Source organism: Paenirhizobium cremeum (assembly GCF_022884085.1).
In the GTDB taxonomy this organism is placed as follows: Bacteria; Pseudomonadota; Alphaproteobacteria; order Rhizobiales; family Rhizobiaceae; genus Allorhizobium; species Allorhizobium cremeum.
The window spans coordinates 262,229-279,008 of record NZ_JAGGCS010000004.1; the positions used below are offsets into that span (position 1 = coordinate 262,229).

A 16,780-nucleotide genomic window follows, 5' to 3' on the forward strand; every position below is an offset into this window, starting at 1 on the left:
TAGAAAATATGTCCAGATGTACCGCCGCGAACCGCAAGGAAGTCTGCCATGTTGAAAATCAGAATGTCCTCGGTGCGATCCTACCCCACCGCGCATAGATCGAGTTCACGAATCGCCATTATCGGAGGAGGCTACACCGGCGCCCTGATCGCCAAGCTTCTTGTCGAGCGCGGCCCACGAGACCTGGAGGAAGTGACGGTCTTCGAGCCGCGTGACAGGCTGGGCTCCGGTCTTGCTTACGATGTCGAAGACGCAGATCTTCGTCTCAACGTCGCAGCACACCGCATGCGTGCCATTCCGGGCGCGCCTGCGGCCTTTCTGGACTGGCTGCAGACGAGTGGAACCCTCACCGTAGATCCCCGGGCAGTAACGCCGGAGGGCGTGTTCGCCCGGCGCCGCGACTTCGGGCGGTTCATGGAGACGCAGCTGTCACCCTTGCTCGAGCGAGGCGCAATTCGCCACGTTCGGGAAAATGTGCGGTCCGTCTCCCGAATGGAGGAACAATGGCGCGTGACGAGTGCGGGAGGCATGTCTGTCGCAGCCGACGTCCTGATTCTGGCGACCGGTCATCCGGCTGTGTCGAGGCCACCGGTGCTGGATACGCTTGACCGCCGCGCCGCGGGCGGCGTTATCGATGCATTCGCGCCGAACGCCTTTGAAAATATCGATCCGGCCGAGCCGATCCTGATTGTCGGCTCCGGTCTCACTGCCCTGGATGCCATTGTTCGTCTCGAGGCTCTGGGACACTTCGGGCAGGTCACTCTTCTGTCCCGGTCCGGCCTTCTGCCGAGGCCCCATGCTGGTGCAGGCTTTGCCCCGTTTGGTGAGTTCCTGGATGAAAAACCGACCTCCACCCGCCAGCTTCTGGCCAGAGTTCGCGCGACCATCTCGCAGGCGCAGGCGCAAGGCATCCCATGGCAATCCGTTTTCGATGCGCTGCGTCAGCAATCCCAATCTCTCTGGCAGAACTTGCCTTCGGCGGAAAGACAAAAGTTTCTCCGCCGGTTGCGACGCTGGTACGACGTTCATCGCTACCGCATGCCTCCCCAGGTTTCAGCCGCACTTGAGCGTGGCCTTGCCTCCCGGCGGATGGATATCCTCGCCGGCCATATCTGCTCAGTGCGGGGCGACAGGCATGACCTGGCGACGACGATCCGGACACGAAGCGGCATGACCGAACGCCACTGCAATCGCATTCTGCTCGCGACAGGGCGCGATTTTCGTGACTACTGTTCGCACCAGCGTTTTCTGCTCGCAATGCACCGGGACGGCTTTATTCAATCCGATCCGCTGGGACTGGGCTTGGTCTGCGACGACGCCGGCCGCGCAATTGCCACAGACGGCACTCCTAACACCAGCCTTTTCGTTGCGGGCCCTCCCGCTCGCCCCGCCTTCGGCGAGCTGACGGGTGTGCCGGAGATCGCTGCCCAGGCTGCCGATCTGGTGGACAACCTCATTCGATCGCTCGCCCGCGAGACTAGGACGATTGTCATCAAGCGGCTGGGTTGAGGAGAGGACATTGGTGTCCGCTTTTTTGGGAGGCCATCCTTATCGGGCCCGCCAGCTCGGATAAGGAGCGACTGTTTCCTGGCGCGTGAATATAGAGCCCATCGCGATCTTCAGATACGCTCGGCACGTTCTACGCCCCTGTTTTAACGCATGTTGTTGCCGCAAAACCGCTGAACACTCTTGCTCGATATGTGGAAGAGCGCTGCATCCATAAGCGGCTGGCCTTCGGCGGGCGAAACTGGAGCGCTGACGGTAGCGGCGCCAAGGGGCGGGATCCCCCCGCGATTCGAGAAGCGGCTCGCCAGATGCGATGAAGGGCCACCGGTCGGAAAGAGGACAGCAAGCGGAACGGCGATGAAAACCGCAAATCCGTATCCGCGCCGATCCGGCTGGCGCAGGTGAGTATATGCCGCAGGACTTCGCCGGATGGCCAGGGATCGCAAGCCAATGCCGGACCTCGACCGGCAAAGAAGAAGGGAAGCGTTGCCCGGTCCAGCGGATGCAGCGATCCACCGGGATGCAAGGCAGCGGGCGAAGATGAGACATATCGTGAAGGCGGCATGGACGGATATCCGGCCGGCCGGCGTCCAGGAACTGCAATCCCCTTAATGAAAATTGCGTCCCTTCGGCATGACCTCCGTCACATCATTCCGCCGGTCCGGCAGGGATATCGGCCCATCTCCATGCCGACCGGCGTCAGTTGATCCGCGATGGCGACCGGCCGTGCCGCCATACGCCGTTTCGCCGCCAACGGGAGCGCCAAAACGGTTCGCCCTCTCCTTGAGCAGGCCGAGTTTTTCCGTGGAATCCTCGATATGCTCGGCCACGATATGGATGACGCCGCTTGCCTTTTGCAGTCGGCCATGGACGGTCACCAGCCGCGCGCCCATCACGATCGGGCGATAACGCTCGAAAGTCTTCTTCCAGACGATGATATTGGCGATGCCGGTCTCATCCTCGACGGTCATGAAGATAACCCCCTTCGCCGAACCAGGCCTCTGCCGAACCAGAACGAGCCCGGCGACCTTCACGAAGCGGCCGGCAGCAATATTTTCCAGTTCGGCGGATCGGACGATGCCGCGGCGCGCAAGATCGGTGCGCAGGAAGGAAAGCGGATGCGCCTTCAGTGAAAGCGCCAGAACCCGATAATCCTGGATCACCGCCTCACCTGCCGGGATCGGCTGCAATGCCATCGGCTCCTCCACCTGCAGGTCGCTATCGGATACTCTTTCGAAGAGCGGCAGGCTTTCGACGACGGCCTCCTTGTCGAGGGCACGTGCCGCCCAAAGCGCATCCCGCCGGTCAAGTCCGAGCGAGGTGAAAGCGTCGGCATCGGCAAGCAGCTCGATCGTCGATCGCGGCAGGCCGGTCCTCAGCCAGAGGTCCCGGATCGAGACATAGCCTGGCCCTCGTCGCTCGACCAGCAGTTTCATATCCGCCTCCGACAACCCTTTGACCATACGGAAACCCAGCCGGATCGCCTTCCTGCTGAGAATGACCGTTCGCATCGACGCATGCCGCTGTGCGATGCGCCGGGCGCCAAAGTCATCCTCTTCCAGTTCTGCATCCCAGACTGAAAAATTGACATCGACCGGCCGCACATCGATCCCGTGCTCGCGGGCATCGCGTATGAGTTGCGCCGGCGCATAGAAACCCATGGGTTGGGAATTGAGCATGGCCGCACAGAAGACGTCGGGATAATAGGCCTTCATCCAGGCGGATGCATAAACCAGCAGGGCAAAGGAAGCCGCGTGGCTTTCGGGAAACCCATATTCGCCGAAACCCTCGATCTGGCTGAAGCATTGCTTGGCAAAATCCCCGTCATAACCCCTGGCCATCATGCCCTTGATGAAACGCTGCCTGAAATCGGCAACCTGTCCCGTTCGGCGGAACGTCGCCATGGCGCGCCGCAACTGGTCGGCCTCGGCCGGCGTGAAACCGGCAGCCGTGATCGCGATCTGCATGGCCTGTTCCTGGAAGAGCGGCACCCCAAGCGTCCGCTCAAGAACGGTCTTCAATTCAGGCTTCGGATATATGACCTCCTGGCCCCGCGAGACATTTTCGCGGTTCTTCAGATAGGGATGCACCATGTTTCCCTGGATCGGGCCCGGCCGGACGATCGCCACCTCGATCACCAGATCGTAGAACCGCCTGGGCTTCAGCCGCGGCAGCATGCTCATCTGCGCCCGGCTCTCGATCTGGAAGACGCCGAGCGTATCGGCCCGGCAGATCATGTCGTAGACGTCGTCCTGTTGATCCTTGAAAAGAGTGGCAAGCGTCTCCTCTCGCCCATAGTCGCGGGCGAGCAGCTTCATCGCCTTGGCAAGGCAGGTGAGCATGCCGAGTGCGAGAACGTCGACCTTGAGGATCTTCAGCGTATCGAGGTCGTCCTTGTTCCACTCCACCATGTAACGGCCATCGGCGGTGTTCATGATCGGGACCACCTCGTCGAGCCGGTCCCGGGTGATCACGAAACCGCCGACATGCTGTGAAAGATGCCGGGGAAACCCGATCAGTTCCGACGCGTAACCGAGGACGCTGCGGGTTGTCGGATCGGCAAGTTCGAGCCCTGCCGCCCGCGCCTCGCGTTCCGAGAGTTCGGATGTGGACCAGCCCCATATCGACCCCGCAAGCGCCGATTGCACATCCTCCGAAAGACCGAAAACCTTGGCCGTCTCGCGGCCAGCCGAACGGGCCCGGTAACTGATGACAGCCGCCGTCAGCGCCGCATGCTCGCGCCCGTAGGTGTCGTAGATGAACTGGATGACCTTCTGGCGCCGGGCATGTTCGAAATCGACATCGATATCTGGCGGCTCCTCGCGTTCGGTCGAAATGAAGCGGTCGAAGAGCAGCGTCGTCGCCGACGGATCCACCTCGGTAATGCCGAGGCAGTAGCACACCGCGGAATTGGCGGCCGATCCGCGTCCCTGGCAGAGAATGTCCTGACTGCGAGCATAGGTGATGATGCGGTGGACGGTCAGGAAATAAGGTTCGTAACGCTTGTCCGCGATCAGTTTCAGTTCGTATTCGAGGAGGTCTGCGACCTTGGGCGGAACGCCTTCCTGGAAGCGCCGGGCAGCCCCCTCATAGGTCAGCCGGCGCAAGACCCTGTCCGCCGGCTCGCCATCGACCGTTTCATCGGGATATTGATGACTGAGCTCATCGAGGGAGAAATCGAGCCGGCCGAAGAAATCGGCGGTCGCCTCGATGGCGTCGGGATAAAGACGGAAAAGCCGCGCCATTTCACCGGGCGGCTTCAGATGCCGCTCGGCATTGGCAGCGAGACGGAAGCCGGCTTCAGCAAGCGTCACATGGTCGCGAATGGCCGTGACGATATCGGCAAGCGGCTTGCGTTCGGGCACGTGATAAAAGGGCGCATTGCTGGCAATGAGGGGGATGGAAAGCCGTTCGCCCATCGCCTGCAGCCGGGCGAAGGTTAGCCGGTCGAGGCCGTTATAACGCGGTACCAGCGTCAGATAGAGCCGACCCGTCAGATATGCGGCAAGAACTGCCAGGCGTCCGCAAAACGCTTCCGCCTGTTCGGGGTTGGCGAATGCCGGCGCCATGGCCGCAAACATGAGATCTTCGGACCATTCGAGAAGATCGGCCTCATAGAGTGTGCAAATGCCCTTCTCCGATCGCAGGTTTCCCGCACTCAGCATCCGGCAGAGATGTCCCCAGCCGCGCCGGTTCATCGGATAGGCCAGAAGCTCCGGCGTGCCATCGGCAAAAACGAGCCGGGCACCGGGCCTGATGGCGTAACCCGTGACTTTCGCTGCGGCATGCATGCGCACCACGCCCGCCACTGTGTTGCGATCGGCAAGTCCGAGCCCTGCGATGCCAAGCGCATTGGCCGTCGCAACCATCTCCTCGGGATGCGAGGCACCTTCGAGGAAGGAGAAGTTGCTCGCCGCCCCGATCTCGAAGAAAACAGGCGTGCTCATGCGAAGAACCCTTGCATGAACCAACCGGGATCGGTGGCGCCGCGTTCGTAAAGTCCCTGACGATAAAGCCAGAACCGATGGCCGGCGCTGTCCTCGATGCGGAAGTAATCCCGTGGGGGCGTATCCTCGCCGTCAACCCACCATTCCGCGCTCAGCCGTTCCGGTCCCTCGGCCCGGGCGACCCGGTGCAGGGCGCGGCGCCAGCGAAATCCGACCGGAGCGCCGTCCGGCACCTCGGCCATGACCTCGATCGGTTCGGGATGGGCAAGAAGCCGGATCGGTCGTTCATTGCGGACCGGTCGCGCCACATCCGCCGCAGCCGATCTCACCATGTCGGAAAGCGGAGCAAGGCTCGATGCCCGCTCCGGCCAATGGCTGGCATGAAGCACGGGCTGCCTGAGAAAATCCCGCCCGAAGCGCGCCGCCACCCGGTCGATGAAATCAAGGGATTGATCCGAACCGGCAGGCCGGGAACCGAACGCCGCCTGTTTCTGATCGAGAGGTTCCGATTGCAAGACATTGAGCCTGAGGATTTCGAAACCGAAGCCCGCATCCAGATCGTCATGAAGCACGGCCATGCGCTCGTTGAACAAGGCCTTGATCCGAGAAGCATCGCGCAAGGGTCTTGCCGCTCCGATCTCGATGCGGAAGACGCGTCCGTCCACGCGAAACAGTAGGAGTTCGAAGAGGCGTCCGCCTTCGCCACGTCCTTCCAGCCCGGATTTCAGCCCCGCCGCCAGCCGCCCGACGAGATCGAGGATCGCCTCCTCGTCGCGAACCGGTTCAGCCAGACGCCGCTCAACCGAAAGAAAGGCGACCGGCCGACGCGGCACGATCGGTTCGCCCTCCCGCCCAAGCGCCTGGTCGAGCCTGAGCAGAAGTTCCGGCCCGAAACGCCGCGTCAACGGTCCGCGCGGCGCAGCCAGGAGATCGCCCACCTGTTTCAGGCCGACCCGGGCAAGCGCCAGCGACATATCGGTGTCGATGCGCAGCGCCCGCATCGGCAGGGCCGAAAGGACCGCAACCATCGCCTCGTCGGCAATCACCCGCCTGTCCGAAAACCGCACCGCCGCCCAGGAAAGGCCAGTGGTCGAGGAAATCGCCCCCCGCACGTCAAGGCCGAGTTGCAGAAGACGCCGCAGAATATCGTCGATCAGGCCCTGCTCTCCGCCAAAGAGATGAGCGCAGCCGGTAATGTCGAGCAGAAGCCCGTCGAGCCCGTCGATCGCCACCAATGGCGTATAGCGATCACACCAGTCGGCAATCGCCTCGAGAAAATGCCGATCCGCATGCTGGTCGGCTTCCACGACCTCGAGCGTGGGGCAGATTGCCCGCGCTTCCGCAAGTCCCTGTCCCACCCTCAGGCCGATTGCCTCGGCCGCTTCGTCGAGCGCCGTCAGCCGCATGCTGTTTTGCATCCGGCCGGCGCAGACAACCGGCAGATGTTCAGGACGCCCTTTCGAACGCCATGACAGGCCCCAGCGCCGTCGCGCCAGCCTGTCGGTCGAAAGCCGGGGAAACCAGAGCGCCAGAATGCGCCGGACGGAAGGGGAGTGCCTCGCCGGAAGAAGGGGAAGTTGCGGGGTAAAACAGATGGTCATGGGGGTTCCACTCCAGGGTAAGGTCAGGGGGAGCCGCAAGCCGGCTCTTTTCCGGAACAAGGTGAAAGACGGGATTGCCAATGCTGCCGCCAAGCATCGTCCCGCCGGACAAGGACCGCGCCGCTGCCGGTGCGGGTTCGATGCGCAGGCGCAGGGAAGCGCTGCTTGCTTCCTCTTCGCCCGCCTGCCGCAGAAGAAGCAGGAAGCCGCCGCTTCCTTTGGCCTTCAGGCTGAGCCGCCGGCTCTCGGTCAGGCCGAAGCCGCGCGGATTGCCCTGAACCTCCAGCATCACGGCGGAAAAGGCGCTGCAGGAAAGCGCCGCATCCGCCAGCCACAGCGCATCTTCGAGCTTTCTCGGCATGGCATGCAGCAATTCGCCCGGCCGGAAGCCGTAATCGGCAAGGCCCGCCGCATGAGGTAGACCCGCCTCCCGGGCGACGGACCGTTCGCCGATCCAGAGGATCCGCCTGTCCGGCCGGTGGGGTCGGCACGCCAGGCAGAGCCCGAGACCGAAGCCGCTGACTGCCGCCGCATCCCGCATCGCCACACCGCGCACCTCGATCATCGACCCGGCCGGAAAGCCCTCGGGAAGAAGGTCTCCGAGACCGTCCATCCTCCCACCGGAACCGTCGGAAGTCCGGGCAGCCATATCGCCAGCGACCGGCATCAACCCGTCCGCGACAGGTTTGCCTTCGATCTTCGCAATCGCCTTGCGCAAGGCAAAAAGCTTTTCCTGCGCCAGAGCGTTCCCGCCCATGACGTTTCTCCCGTCAATTTGTTCTCTATATGTTCTTATGGATTCCAGAGCTTTTGCAAAGAGTCAACCACATTTGCTGTGAATTTATTCCTTGACGGGATTCCCACTCGAAAAGCGACGGCAAAGATCCTATATGAAGGGCTCGACAAGGAGCTACGATGGCCCGCATTGACCAGACCGAAGATTGGCGTGACAGGCACGCACCGACGATCAGCGCATTCGAATCGTTGGCGATCGAGGCTTATGGCCATCTGCCGGAGGAATTTCGTGCGCTGACCGGCAACCTGATTATCGAGATCGCCGATTTTCCGACGGACGAGGTCTTCGAGGACATGGCGCTCGAAACGCCTTTCGATTTGCTCGGCCTGTTCGAGGGACGTGGCATTTCCGAGCGTTTCACCATGGAAACCGGCGAAATGCCGAACCGCATCACCCTCTATCGCCGTCCGATTCTCGATTACTGGGCGGAGAACGAAGAGACGCTCGGCGACATCATCACCCATGTGCTGATCCATGAGATCGGCCATCATTTCGGCCTTTCCGATGACGACATGGAACGCATCGAGGAAAGCGCCGAGGACGCCGCTGCGGATCGCTAGGAGCAACTCCAGCAAAAGCGGCTTCCACTTTCGCCGGAAATGCTTCAGGCCGAATTCCGCAGGCGCAGGCAATTCCGGCCGAGATCCGCAGGCTTGAGCCGGCCACGCAGGAAACGGGTGGCAGCTGCATTGTCACGCCCCTATCCCTTGGCCTCCATTTCAAGGAGGTCCTCATGTCGGTTCTGAAAAACAAAGTCGCCATCATTACCGGTGCATCGTCGGGCATCGGCCGTGCAACGGCCATGCTGCTTGCCGCCGAAGGCGCATCCCTCGTCCTGAACGCTCGCGGCCGCAGGGCGCTGGACGAGGTTGCCGACGCCATCCGGCAGGAAGGCGGAACGGCCCTCGCCGTCGCAGGCGACGTCGGCTTGGACGAAACCCACGCGGAACTGGTGTCTGCCGCCACAGGCCGGTTCGGCAGGCTCGATATCGCGATCAACAATGCCGGCACGGTCGGCCCGATCAGGCCGCTTGCGGAAATTGCCCCGAAGGAATGGCAGGACACGCTTGCCGCCAACCTGACATCGGCCTTTCTCGGCGCCCGTCGCCAGATCCCGGCCATGCTGGAAAGCGGCGCGGGCGCCCTCGTCTTCGTTTCGAGTTTCGTCGGCACCAGCGTAGGTCTGCCCGGCATGGCGGCCTACGGGGCCGCGAAGGCAGGGCTCATGGGGCTGGTGAAGGGAATTACCGCGGACTATGGAAGCCGGAACATCCGCGCAAACGCGCTTCTGCCCGGCGGCACGGACACGGCCATGGCCGGAGATGAGGCCCAGAAGGAATGGGCCGCAGGCCTGCATGCATTGAAGCGAATCGCAAGACCGGAGGAGATCGCCCAGGCAGTGCTTTTCCTCGCAAGCCCGATGTCGAGCTTCGTCGCCGGTTCGGCGCTTTATGCCGATGGCGGCAACGCCGCCGTCAAATGAAACACGAATGATCGCGAAGGTCCGCCGGAAAGGCGGACCTTTATCCGGCTTACTGCTCGCCGAGCTTCATCGACGGATCGTAGTCCTTGCCATGCACGGTCTTCACCACGGCCTGGCCGCAATACATCTGGTTGGTCGCGGCGTTGAAGGAAAGGCTCGGCGCGCCGTGCAATTCCCAACCCTTGTTGAGAGCGTCGGTGACCCGATGACAGAAGGATGCGTCATCCGGGCCTGTGAGGAAACGATAGACTTTCACGATATCTTGCCTTCTCTCTGTTCTATGATCGCGATTTTCGCGAGAAGTTTCTCAGCCTCATCGAGATGCAGCCGCTCGATCATGCGGCCCTCGACATTGATGACGTTGAGCGCAGCCGCTGCCGGATCGGCAAAGGCCGCAACGATCGCCCTGGCCTCGGCGACCGCCTCCGGGGAAAAACCGAAATGCCGGTTGGCGCCCTCGATCTGCGCCGGATGGATCAGCATCTTGCCGTCGAAGCCCATGGAGCGGCCCTGCAGGCACTCGCGGCCGAAAGCCTCCAGATCGAGGAAATCGTTCGAAACGCTGTCGATGGCGTCGAGTCCATAGGCGCGCGCCGCAAGGATCACCTGCATCAGGAAGGGTACGAGATAGGTGCGTTCCGGCTCCGGTGCCACGCCCGTCGCCTTTCTCAAGTCGTTCAGGCCGACGACGAAACAGTCGAGCCGACCGCCGGCGGTACGGCCGGAAGCGGCGATCTGGCCCGCATTCAGCACGCCGAGTGGCGTCTCGATCATCGCCCATATCCTGAGACCTTCTGACGCATCGGCCTCCGACAGGAGATCCGCGACCGCACGAACGGCATCGGGTCCATCGACCTTGGGAAGCAGGACGGCATCGGGCCGGCATGCGATCACAGCCGCCATGTCCTCTGCGAAATAATCGCTGCCGATCTCGTTCACGCGGATAACGGCTTCGCGCCCGCGAAGCGGCGTTTCGGCGAAGAAACGGCAAAGATTGTCGCGCGCCTCGGCCTTTTTATCCGGAAAGACCGAGTCCTCCAGATCGAAGATGACGGCGTCGCAGGCGAGACCATGGGTCTTTTCGAGCGCGCGAACGTTGACGGCAGGCACGCTCAGGACGGAACGGCGCAATCTGGAAGGGTGGTCGTCGGCAAAGGAAGTCATGCCAGCGTTCTGCCAATCTTTGCCCCCTCGCGCAAGCCGACATTTGCTCGAAAGCCCTTGCATTCCCGATGAAGAAGGACCACCTTGATGAACGAGAAAGGATTTCGAACATGCAGAATCTTCGTTCCGTCGCTCTGGGTCTTGCCGGCATCGTTGTCATTGCCGCAGCCGCCGCCTTTACCGTCTCGCTGACGCTGATCGCCGGCGCCGTGCTGACGCTTTCGCTCGCCTACCGCATGCTGACCGCACGGACCAAGGCAGCCCCTGTCTATGCCAAGGCAGGCAAGAAATCCGGCGAGCGCGAGATGCGCATCTGGAACGACGGACGCGGCACGATCATCGATCTCTGATGCCTGGGCCGTGTTGGAGCGGCGGAAGCTGGCGGCAAAAACGGCCGCGCAGGGCGAGAGCGTACCCTTTCGGGCAATAAAGACCTTCAAATCCGCACAATTTTCCTCTAAGGGCTGCGGAAATTCCTGAATTGCATTCCGAGGGCAGGGTCTGATGGAAAAGTTCGAAAAGCTCACCGGCGTCGCCGCGCCGCTTCCGGTCGTCAATATCGACACGGACATGATCATCCCGAAGGACTATCTGAAGACCATCAAGCGTACCGGTCTCGGAAAAGGCCTCTTCGCCGAAGCCCGCTACAAGGAAGACGGCACGCTCAACGAGGATTTCGTCCTCAACAAGCCTGCCTACCAGAACGCCAAGATCCTGGTCGCCGGTGACAATTTCGGCTGCGGTTCGTCCCGCGAACATGCGCCGTGGGCGCTGCTCGATTTCGGCATCCGCTGTGTGATCTCCACGAGCTTTGCCGATATTTTCTACAACAACTGCTTCAAGAACGGCATCCTGCCGATCGTCGTCAGCCAGGAAGAACTCGACAAGCTGATGGACGACGCAGGTCGCGGCTCCAACGCCGTGCTGACGGTCGATCTGGAAGCCCAGGAAATCACTGGCCCGGATGGCGGCCGCATCAAGTTCGAGATCGACGCCTTCAAGCGCCATTGTCTGCTGAACGGCCTCGACGACATCGGCCTGACGCTGGAAAAGGCCAGCGCCATTGCCTCCTTCGAAAAGACGAACGCCGTCAACCATCCCTGGGCCTGACGCTTCTCGAATATGACCTCGGAAAACAATACCGGCGCGGCGGCCTGAGCCCTCGCGCCGGGATGCCCCGGGCTACGGCTCCTCCCACCGTACCGTTCTGCCGTTGAGCGTCCTTGAAACGCAGGGCTTTGCCCGATAGAAGGCGGCAACTCTTTCAAAGCCAGGGAGGCTTCCCCATGACACAGCGCAATCTCTTCCTTCTGCCCGGCGATGGCATCGGCCAGGAAACCATGGCCGAAGTGCGCAAGATCATCGACTACATGAATGCCGAACAGGGCGCAGGCTTCACCACCGACGAAGGCCTCGTCGGCGGTTCCGCCTATGACGCCCATGGCGTCGCGATCACCGATGCCGACATGGAGAAGGCGCTCGCCGCAGACGCCGTGCTGTTCGGCGCGGTCGGCGGCCCGAAGTGGGACGCAGTGCCCTACGAGGTACGTCCGGAAGCAGGCCTTCTGCGCCTGCGTAAGGATCTCGAGCTCTTCGCCAACCTGCGTCCGGCGATCTGCTATCCGGCCCTCGCCGAAGCCTCTTCCCTGAAGCCGGAACTGGTCGAAGGCCTCGACATCCTGATCGTGCGCGAACTGACCGGCGGCGTCTATTTCGGCGAGCCGAAAACCATCACGGACCTCGGCAACGGCCAGAAGCGCGCCATCGACACCCAGGTCTACGATACCTACGAGATCGAACGCATCGCCTCCGTCGCCTTCGAACTGGCCCGGACCCGCAAGAACGCCGTCTGCTCGATGGAAAAGCGCAACGTCATGAAATCCGGCGTGCTCTGGAACCAGGTGGTCACCGAGACCCACAAAACGAAGTATCCGGACGTGAAGCTCGAACACATGCTGGCCGATGCCGGCGGCATGCAGCTCGTGCGCGCACCGAAGCAGTTCGACGTCATCGTCACCGACAACCTGTTCGGCGACATGCTCTCCGACGTGGCGGCCATGCTCACCGGTTCGCTCGGCATGCTGCCGTCTGCATCGCTCGGTGCACCGGATGCCAAGACCGGCAAGCGCAAGGCCATGTACGAGCCCGTGCACGGCTCGGCGCCCGATATCGCCGGCAAGGGCATCGCCAACCCGATCGCCATGATCGCCTCCTTCGCCATGTGCCTGCGTTACTCCTTCAACATGGTCAAGGAAGCCGACAACCTCGAAAAGGCGATCGCCAACGTGCTCGACAAGGGCATCCGCACCGGCGACATCATGGCCGAAGGCGCAACCCGCGTCGGCACCGCCGAAATGGGCGATGCGATCCTCGCCGAATTCAAGGCGCTTTCCGCCGCCGCATGATCGTGGAAATCGGAGAGATTTCCGGAAAGACATAGGGTCGCCGAAGGCATTCCCGCACCAGACCGAACCGGATCGGTGGCCGGCGACGCAATCGCCCTTGCAATTCGCTGCCGCGGCAACCATCTTGCCGCGGCAGCATGCCATGTGGATTCCCAGCATCCATGAATGGCGGAACGGGAATAAGCGGAAGGCATACGTGAAGGGCATCGAAACCACCTGGGCCTGGCTCAAGAAGCGACGGGACGCGAACCGCCACCCTCCGGCACCCCATTACTGGCAGATCTTCGCGATCGTCGCCGCCAATCTGGTGCTTCTGTCCTTCCTCGTCTTCGACACAGCGGTCGGTGCGGTGCGACCGGCCGGCCCCTTCACCCATTCGCTCGGCGAACTCATCACCGATTTCGGCAGTTCGGGCTGGATCCTGATCGCCTCGGCCATCCTGTTCTTCGAGGGGCTCTCCTCCCTCCGCCTGTCCCGCAGCGTAAAGCGCGGCTTCCGCGCCCTCTATGCCGCCCAGATCGGCGCCTATTTCTTCCTTGCCGTCGCCCTTTCCGGGCTTTCGGCCAACCTGCTGAAGCGGATCATCGGCCGCGCTCGGCCTAGCCAGTTCGACGAGTGGGGCTCGTTCGGCTTTTCCTCCTTCAGCGGCTCGAAATTCGAAAGCTTCCCCTCGGGCCATGCCACGACGGTCGGCGCCATCTTCATGGTGCTGATCCTGCTCCTGCCCCGCTACCGGCTGGCCTTCATCCTGCTGGCACTCTGGATGGGCTTCAGCCGCGTCATGGTCTCCGCCCATTATCCGAGCGACGTGATCGCAGGCCTCTCCTACGGAGCCTGGTTCTCGTTGTTGCTCGCCAATGTCTTCGCCCGCTACAGGCTGGTCTTCATGCCGGACGCCAAGGGCTGGCCGGTACCAAGGCTTTCTCTTATTCCCGTGCATCGGCTCCCGCCCGACCTCCTGGGAAAGCCTTTCGGCGACGGCAACTGAGCCTGGCCGCCTTCTCCCATCGCTTTACGACCAAAAAAATACTGCCGGAATCGCTTTTCCCGCGATTACGATAAAACCACGCGCCATCCTGATGCGTAGAATAGGGCGACGACTGGAAGATCCCGTCCGGCGGCTCGCTGAAAAAAGCCCCGTCCGCCATGGAACCGGAGCGTCCCTCGTCCGTTGAAACTTCGTTCCGGCGGGATAGTCCCGCAGCGGTTGCGCATTCCATGGAGACGACGATGAAATCCATGTCCGCCGACAGACATATCATCCGGTTTGCTATGGCCCAGCCCTACCTCGACAGGGAGGAAGAGCTGGATCTCGCGATCCGCTGGAAGGACGAAAACGACCAGCAGGCCCGCAACCGCATCGCCCAGGCCCATATGCGCCTGGTGATCGCCATGGCCTCGAAATTTCGTGGCTTCGGCCTGCCGTTAAACGACATGATACAGGAAGGCTATATCGGGCTTCTGGAAGCCGCCGCCCGCTTCGATCCTGCGCGCGAGGTGCGCTTCTCCACCTATGCCGGCTGGTGGATCCGGGCTTCCATGCAGGACTATATCCTGCGCAACTGGTCGATCGTCCGGGGCGGTACGAGCTCCTCCCAGAAGGCGTTGTTCTTCAACCTGCGGCGCTTGCGCGCCAAGCTCGCCCGTGGGGATAACCGCCTGAGCGAACAGGCCATCCACCAGGAAATCGCCTCCGCTCTCGGCGTCAGCCTCGCCGACGTCCAGTCCATGGATGCACGGCTTTCCGGCAACGATGCCTCCCTGCAGGCTCCGGTCGCCGGCCGGCATGGCGAGGGTACGGAACAGCTCGATATGCTGGAAAGCGACGAGCCCCCGCCGGACGAACAGGTCAGCGGCATCATCGACGGCGAGCGTTGGAGCGCATGGCTGCGCGCCGCCATGACCGGCCTTAACGAAAGAGAAAGCCACATCATCAAGGCACGGCGGCTGACGGAAGACGCCGTCACGCTGGAGGAGCTCGGCGTCGAACTCGGCATTTCCAAGGAGCGCGTGCGCCAGATCGAGACCCGCGCCATGGAAAAGCTGAAGACGGCGCTTGCCGGCGTCGCCCCCCGGACGGGAGAAAAGCTCGAAATGTCCTTCTGATCGGCGCTGGTTACTCGGAAATGATCTTGACCCGGCTTCCCGACTGAATGGTGGAAGTCGGCGTCAGCGCGTTTATAAGCCGGAACAGTTCCAACTTCCTGTCCGTTCCCATCATCCGCGCCGAAAGCGAGCCGATCGTCTCGCCCGCCCCGACGGTGACGACCCGCACGCGCAGAGGCTTCAGCGAGGCGGCCTCCTGCGGCGTGATCCGACGGAAGCTCGAGCGCAGCTTTTCGGCCGTGGGATCGAGCATGGCGCTGCCCTTCGGCACCGCGGTCAGGAACCGGAAGATCTGCGACCCGATACGGATCACGGTGATGTCGAAATCCCAGCGGTCGGCGGTCGCCCTCGCTGTCGCGGCTTCGAGCCCGTTGACCGTGATCGGCTTGATCGTCTCGGGCAGAAGCCCTGTCACCCAGCCGCTCGAAATGTAGTTTTCCAGACTGCGCTTCTGGTTGTCCGCCACGCCGTCGAAGCGGATCGCCACGTCGCCGGGGCCGGTCGCCAGAACCGCCTCCACCTTGTTGTCGATCTGGAAGCCTTCCGGCACGTCGAAGCGGATGCCGAGACTTCCGTGCAGGAAGGTCTGTCCACGGACATAACCCTCCTGCGGGCTGTCCCCGTAAAGCAGCCCGTCTATGCCGTTGAGATAATAATCGCGGCCGGTCTCGCCATGCGTGCCCTCCGGCCCGAAGGCGCGTGCATGCCGGCGGGCAAGCTCGACGCGCTGCGGCGCGTTCGGATGGCTCGACAGGAAGTCGAGGCTCTGGTCCGCATCCGGATCGACAGACGTGAAATGACTGTAGGCCGCCATGGAATCGAGGAAGCGAGCTGCGGCATAAGGATCGTATCCGGCCTCGCCGAGTGTGCGCACACCGATCACGTCGGCCTGCAGCTCCTGTTGGCGGGAAAAGGCCGCAAGCCTCAGCTTGCCGCGCGCCAGCGCCTGCTTGCCGGCAATATCGCTCGACAGCACTTCCGCGACGACGCGGCTCGCGATCACCTCGGCCTCCTCGCGGCGCTGCCGCTCGATGCCGTGATTGGCGGTCACGTGCGCCATCTCGTGAGACAGTACGGCTGCGACTTCGGAAGCGTCGTTGGCAAGCGCCAGCAGTCCGCGCGTCACGTAGAGATAGCCGCCGGGAAGCGCAAAAGCGTTGATCGCCGGCGAATTGAGAATGGTGATGCGATAGGATTGCGCCGGGTTTTCCGAGACCGCCGTCAAGGCGCCGGCGATGCGCGCCACCAGCTTCTCGGTCTTTTCGTCGTGATATTCCCCGCCATAGCTTGCAACAATGCGCGGATGCTCGCGCGCACCCATCTGAGCGCGCGGATCGTTCTTCTGCACCTCGTCGACGATCTGCGGATTGCTGGAGGGGCTGACCGTCGGCACATAGGCCTGCTCGAACAGCGACTGGCAGGAAGTCAGCATGAGCGCGGCCGAAAGCGTTGCGACGAGCCCGCGCCGCAAGCCAGGCGATCGGCGCTGCCGAACGCGAGCGACCGGCGCTGTGCTCTTATCGGCGATTACCTGCATCCTGCCCCACTACCATCCTACCGCGATCCGGACCGATGGCGTCCGGGAAAAAATTGCCGTTGCGACCTGCGAGAATCGATCCTTCGGCACCATCCATTTAACATCATTCATCGGATATGGATAAATTTGCATAAGGGAAAAGATGCGCAGGTGGGCGCAAAAAGACTAGGACGACAAAAGAAAACCACCCATTCCTTAAGCGCATGCCACCGGTGAACGTCCAAATTAAGGCGAA

Annotated in this window: 14 protein-coding genes; 8 read left to right on the forward strand and 6 right to left on the reverse strand. The window is 62.4% G+C overall.

What is annotated here, in order from left to right; translation table 11 throughout:
* The first annotated feature begins 48 nt into the window (after positions 1-48).
* Positions 49-1,509: an FAD/NAD(P)-binding protein gene (locus J5N58_RS09815; protein WP_113443134.1), complete on the forward strand. Its 1,461-nt coding sequence runs from the start codon at positions 49-51 to the stop codon at positions 1,507-1,509.
* Positions 1,510-2,114: 605 nt separating this feature from the next.
* On the opposite strand, the gene J5N58_RS09820 is transcribed toward J5N58_RS09815, so the two are convergent.
* The 3 genes from J5N58_RS09820 to J5N58_RS09830 are packed head-to-tail and all read right to left on the reverse strand — an operon-like array spanning position 2,115 to position 7,811.
* Positions 2,115-5,453 (reverse strand): error-prone DNA polymerase, encoded by a 3,339-nt coding sequence (locus tag J5N58_RS09820; RefSeq protein WP_244710625.1) that lies wholly within the window; start codon positions 5,451-5,453, stop codon positions 2,115-2,117.
* The gene (locus J5N58_RS09825) at positions 5,450-6,988 is read right to left on the reverse strand and encodes a Y-family DNA polymerase (protein WP_342345984.1); all 1,539 of its coding nucleotides are present in this window, start codon (positions 6,986-6,988) and stop codon (positions 5,450-5,452) included. The genes J5N58_RS09820 and J5N58_RS09825 overlap by 4 nt, the downstream gene beginning before the upstream one ends.
* On the reverse strand, positions 6,900-7,811 hold the full coding sequence (locus J5N58_RS09830) for an ImuA family protein (RefSeq protein ID WP_244710629.1): 912 nt from the start codon (positions 7,809-7,811) through the stop codon (positions 6,900-6,902). The genes J5N58_RS09825 and J5N58_RS09830 overlap by 89 nt, the downstream gene beginning before the upstream one ends.
* A 158-nt stretch (positions 7,812-7,969) precedes the next feature.
* Between J5N58_RS09830 and J5N58_RS09835 the strand changes: the two genes are divergently transcribed.
* Together J5N58_RS09835 and J5N58_RS09840 are read left to right on the forward strand one after the other, a co-directional pair.
* Positions 7,970-8,410 (forward strand): metallopeptidase family protein, encoded by a 441-nt coding sequence (locus J5N58_RS09835; protein ID WP_112830544.1) that lies wholly within the window; start codon positions 7,970-7,972, stop codon positions 8,408-8,410.
* 173 nt (positions 8,411-8,583) lie between these two features.
* Positions 8,584-9,333 (forward strand): SDR family oxidoreductase, encoded by a 750-nt coding sequence (locus J5N58_RS09840; RefSeq protein WP_112830545.1) that lies wholly within the window; start codon positions 8,584-8,586, stop codon positions 9,331-9,333.
* Between the two features lie 49 nt (positions 9,334-9,382).
* Here the strand turns inward: J5N58_RS09840 and J5N58_RS09845 are convergent, their stop codons facing one another.
* Together J5N58_RS09845 and J5N58_RS09850 are read right to left on the reverse strand one after the other, a co-directional pair.
* The gene (locus J5N58_RS09845) at positions 9,383-9,589 is read right to left on the reverse strand and encodes a DUF1737 domain-containing protein (protein WP_112830546.1); all 207 of its coding nucleotides are present in this window, start codon (positions 9,587-9,589) and stop codon (positions 9,383-9,385) included.
* The gene (locus J5N58_RS09850) at positions 9,586-10,497 is read right to left on the reverse strand and encodes an HpcH/HpaI aldolase/citrate lyase family protein (RefSeq protein WP_244710631.1); all 912 of its coding nucleotides are present in this window, start codon (positions 10,495-10,497) and stop codon (positions 9,586-9,588) included. The genes J5N58_RS09845 and J5N58_RS09850 overlap by 4 nt, the downstream gene beginning before the upstream one ends.
* Positions 10,498-10,607: 110 nt before the next feature.
* On the opposite strand from J5N58_RS09850, the gene J5N58_RS09855 reads away from it, so the two are divergent.
* The 5 genes from J5N58_RS09855 (at position 10,608) to J5N58_RS09875 (ending at position 15,008) form a co-directional block, all read left to right on the forward strand.
* Positions 10,608-10,847 carry a hypothetical protein gene (locus J5N58_RS09855; protein ID WP_112830720.1) on the forward strand — a complete coding sequence of 80 codons (240 nt, stop codon included), beginning with the start codon at positions 10,608-10,610 and terminating at the stop codon, positions 10,845-10,847.
* Positions 10,848-11,001: 154 nt separating this feature from the next.
* A complete protein-coding gene (leuD, locus tag J5N58_RS09860) occupies positions 11,002-11,607 on the forward strand; it encodes a 3-isopropylmalate dehydratase small subunit (protein WP_112830548.1) in 606 nt (201 codons plus the stop codon).
* A gap of 176 nt (positions 11,608-11,783) precedes the next feature.
* Positions 11,784-12,902: a 3-isopropylmalate dehydrogenase gene (leuB, locus tag J5N58_RS09865; protein WP_112830549.1), complete on the forward strand. Its 1,119-nt coding sequence runs from the start codon at positions 11,784-11,786 to the stop codon at positions 12,900-12,902.
* 196 nt (positions 12,903-13,098) lie between these two features.
* Positions 13,099-13,890 (forward strand): lipid A 1-phosphatase LpxE, encoded by a 792-nt coding sequence (gene lpxE / locus J5N58_RS09870; RefSeq protein ID WP_244710633.1) that lies wholly within the window; start codon positions 13,099-13,101, stop codon positions 13,888-13,890.
* 242 nt (positions 13,891-14,132) lie between these two features.
* Entirely contained in the window at positions 14,133-15,008 is an 876-nt protein-coding gene (locus J5N58_RS09875) for an RNA polymerase factor sigma-32 (RefSeq protein WP_112830551.1), read from the forward strand.
* Between the two features lie 10 nt (positions 15,009-15,018).
* Here the strand turns inward: J5N58_RS09875 and J5N58_RS09880 are convergent, their stop codons facing one another.
* A complete protein-coding gene (locus tag J5N58_RS09880) occupies positions 15,019-16,479 on the reverse strand; it encodes a M48 family metalloprotease (protein WP_113443222.1) in 1,461 nt (486 codons plus the stop codon).
* Positions 16,480-16,780 lie beyond the last annotated feature (301 nt).

What these genes read in the sequence shown, in the direction of transcription:
- J5N58_RS09815 (WP_113443134.1), top strand. Translation starts at nt 49, where the DNA reads ATGTTGAAAATCAGAATGTCCTCGGTGCGATCCTACCCCACCGCGCAT.
- J5N58_RS09820 (WP_244710625.1), bottom strand. Translation starts at nt 5,453, where the DNA reads ATGAGCACGCCTGTTTTCTTCGAGATCGGGGCGGCGAGCAACTTCTCC.
- J5N58_RS09830 (WP_244710629.1), bottom strand. Translation starts at nt 7,811, where the DNA reads ATGGGCGGGAACGCTCTGGCGCAGGAAAAGCTTTTTGCCTTGCGCAAG.
- J5N58_RS09835 (WP_112830544.1), top strand. Translation starts at nt 7,970, where the DNA reads ATGGCCCGCATTGACCAGACCGAAGATTGGCGTGACAGGCACGCACCG.
- J5N58_RS09840 (WP_112830545.1), top strand. Translation starts at nt 8,584, where the DNA reads ATGTCGGTTCTGAAAAACAAAGTCGCCATCATTACCGGTGCATCGTCG.
- J5N58_RS09850 (WP_244710631.1), bottom strand. Translation starts at nt 10,497, where the DNA reads ATGACTTCCTTTGCCGACGACCACCCTTCCAGATTGCGCCGTTCCGTC.
- J5N58_RS09855 (WP_112830720.1), top strand. Translation starts at nt 10,608, where the DNA reads ATGCAGAATCTTCGTTCCGTCGCTCTGGGTCTTGCCGGCATCGTTGTC.
- leuD (WP_112830548.1), top strand. Translation starts at nt 11,002, where the DNA reads ATGGAAAAGTTCGAAAAGCTCACCGGCGTCGCCGCGCCGCTTCCGGTC.
- leuB (WP_112830549.1), top strand. Translation starts at nt 11,784, where the DNA reads ATGACACAGCGCAATCTCTTCCTTCTGCCCGGCGATGGCATCGGCCAG.
- J5N58_RS09875 (WP_112830551.1), top strand. Translation starts at nt 14,133, where the DNA reads ATGAAATCCATGTCCGCCGACAGACATATCATCCGGTTTGCTATGGCC.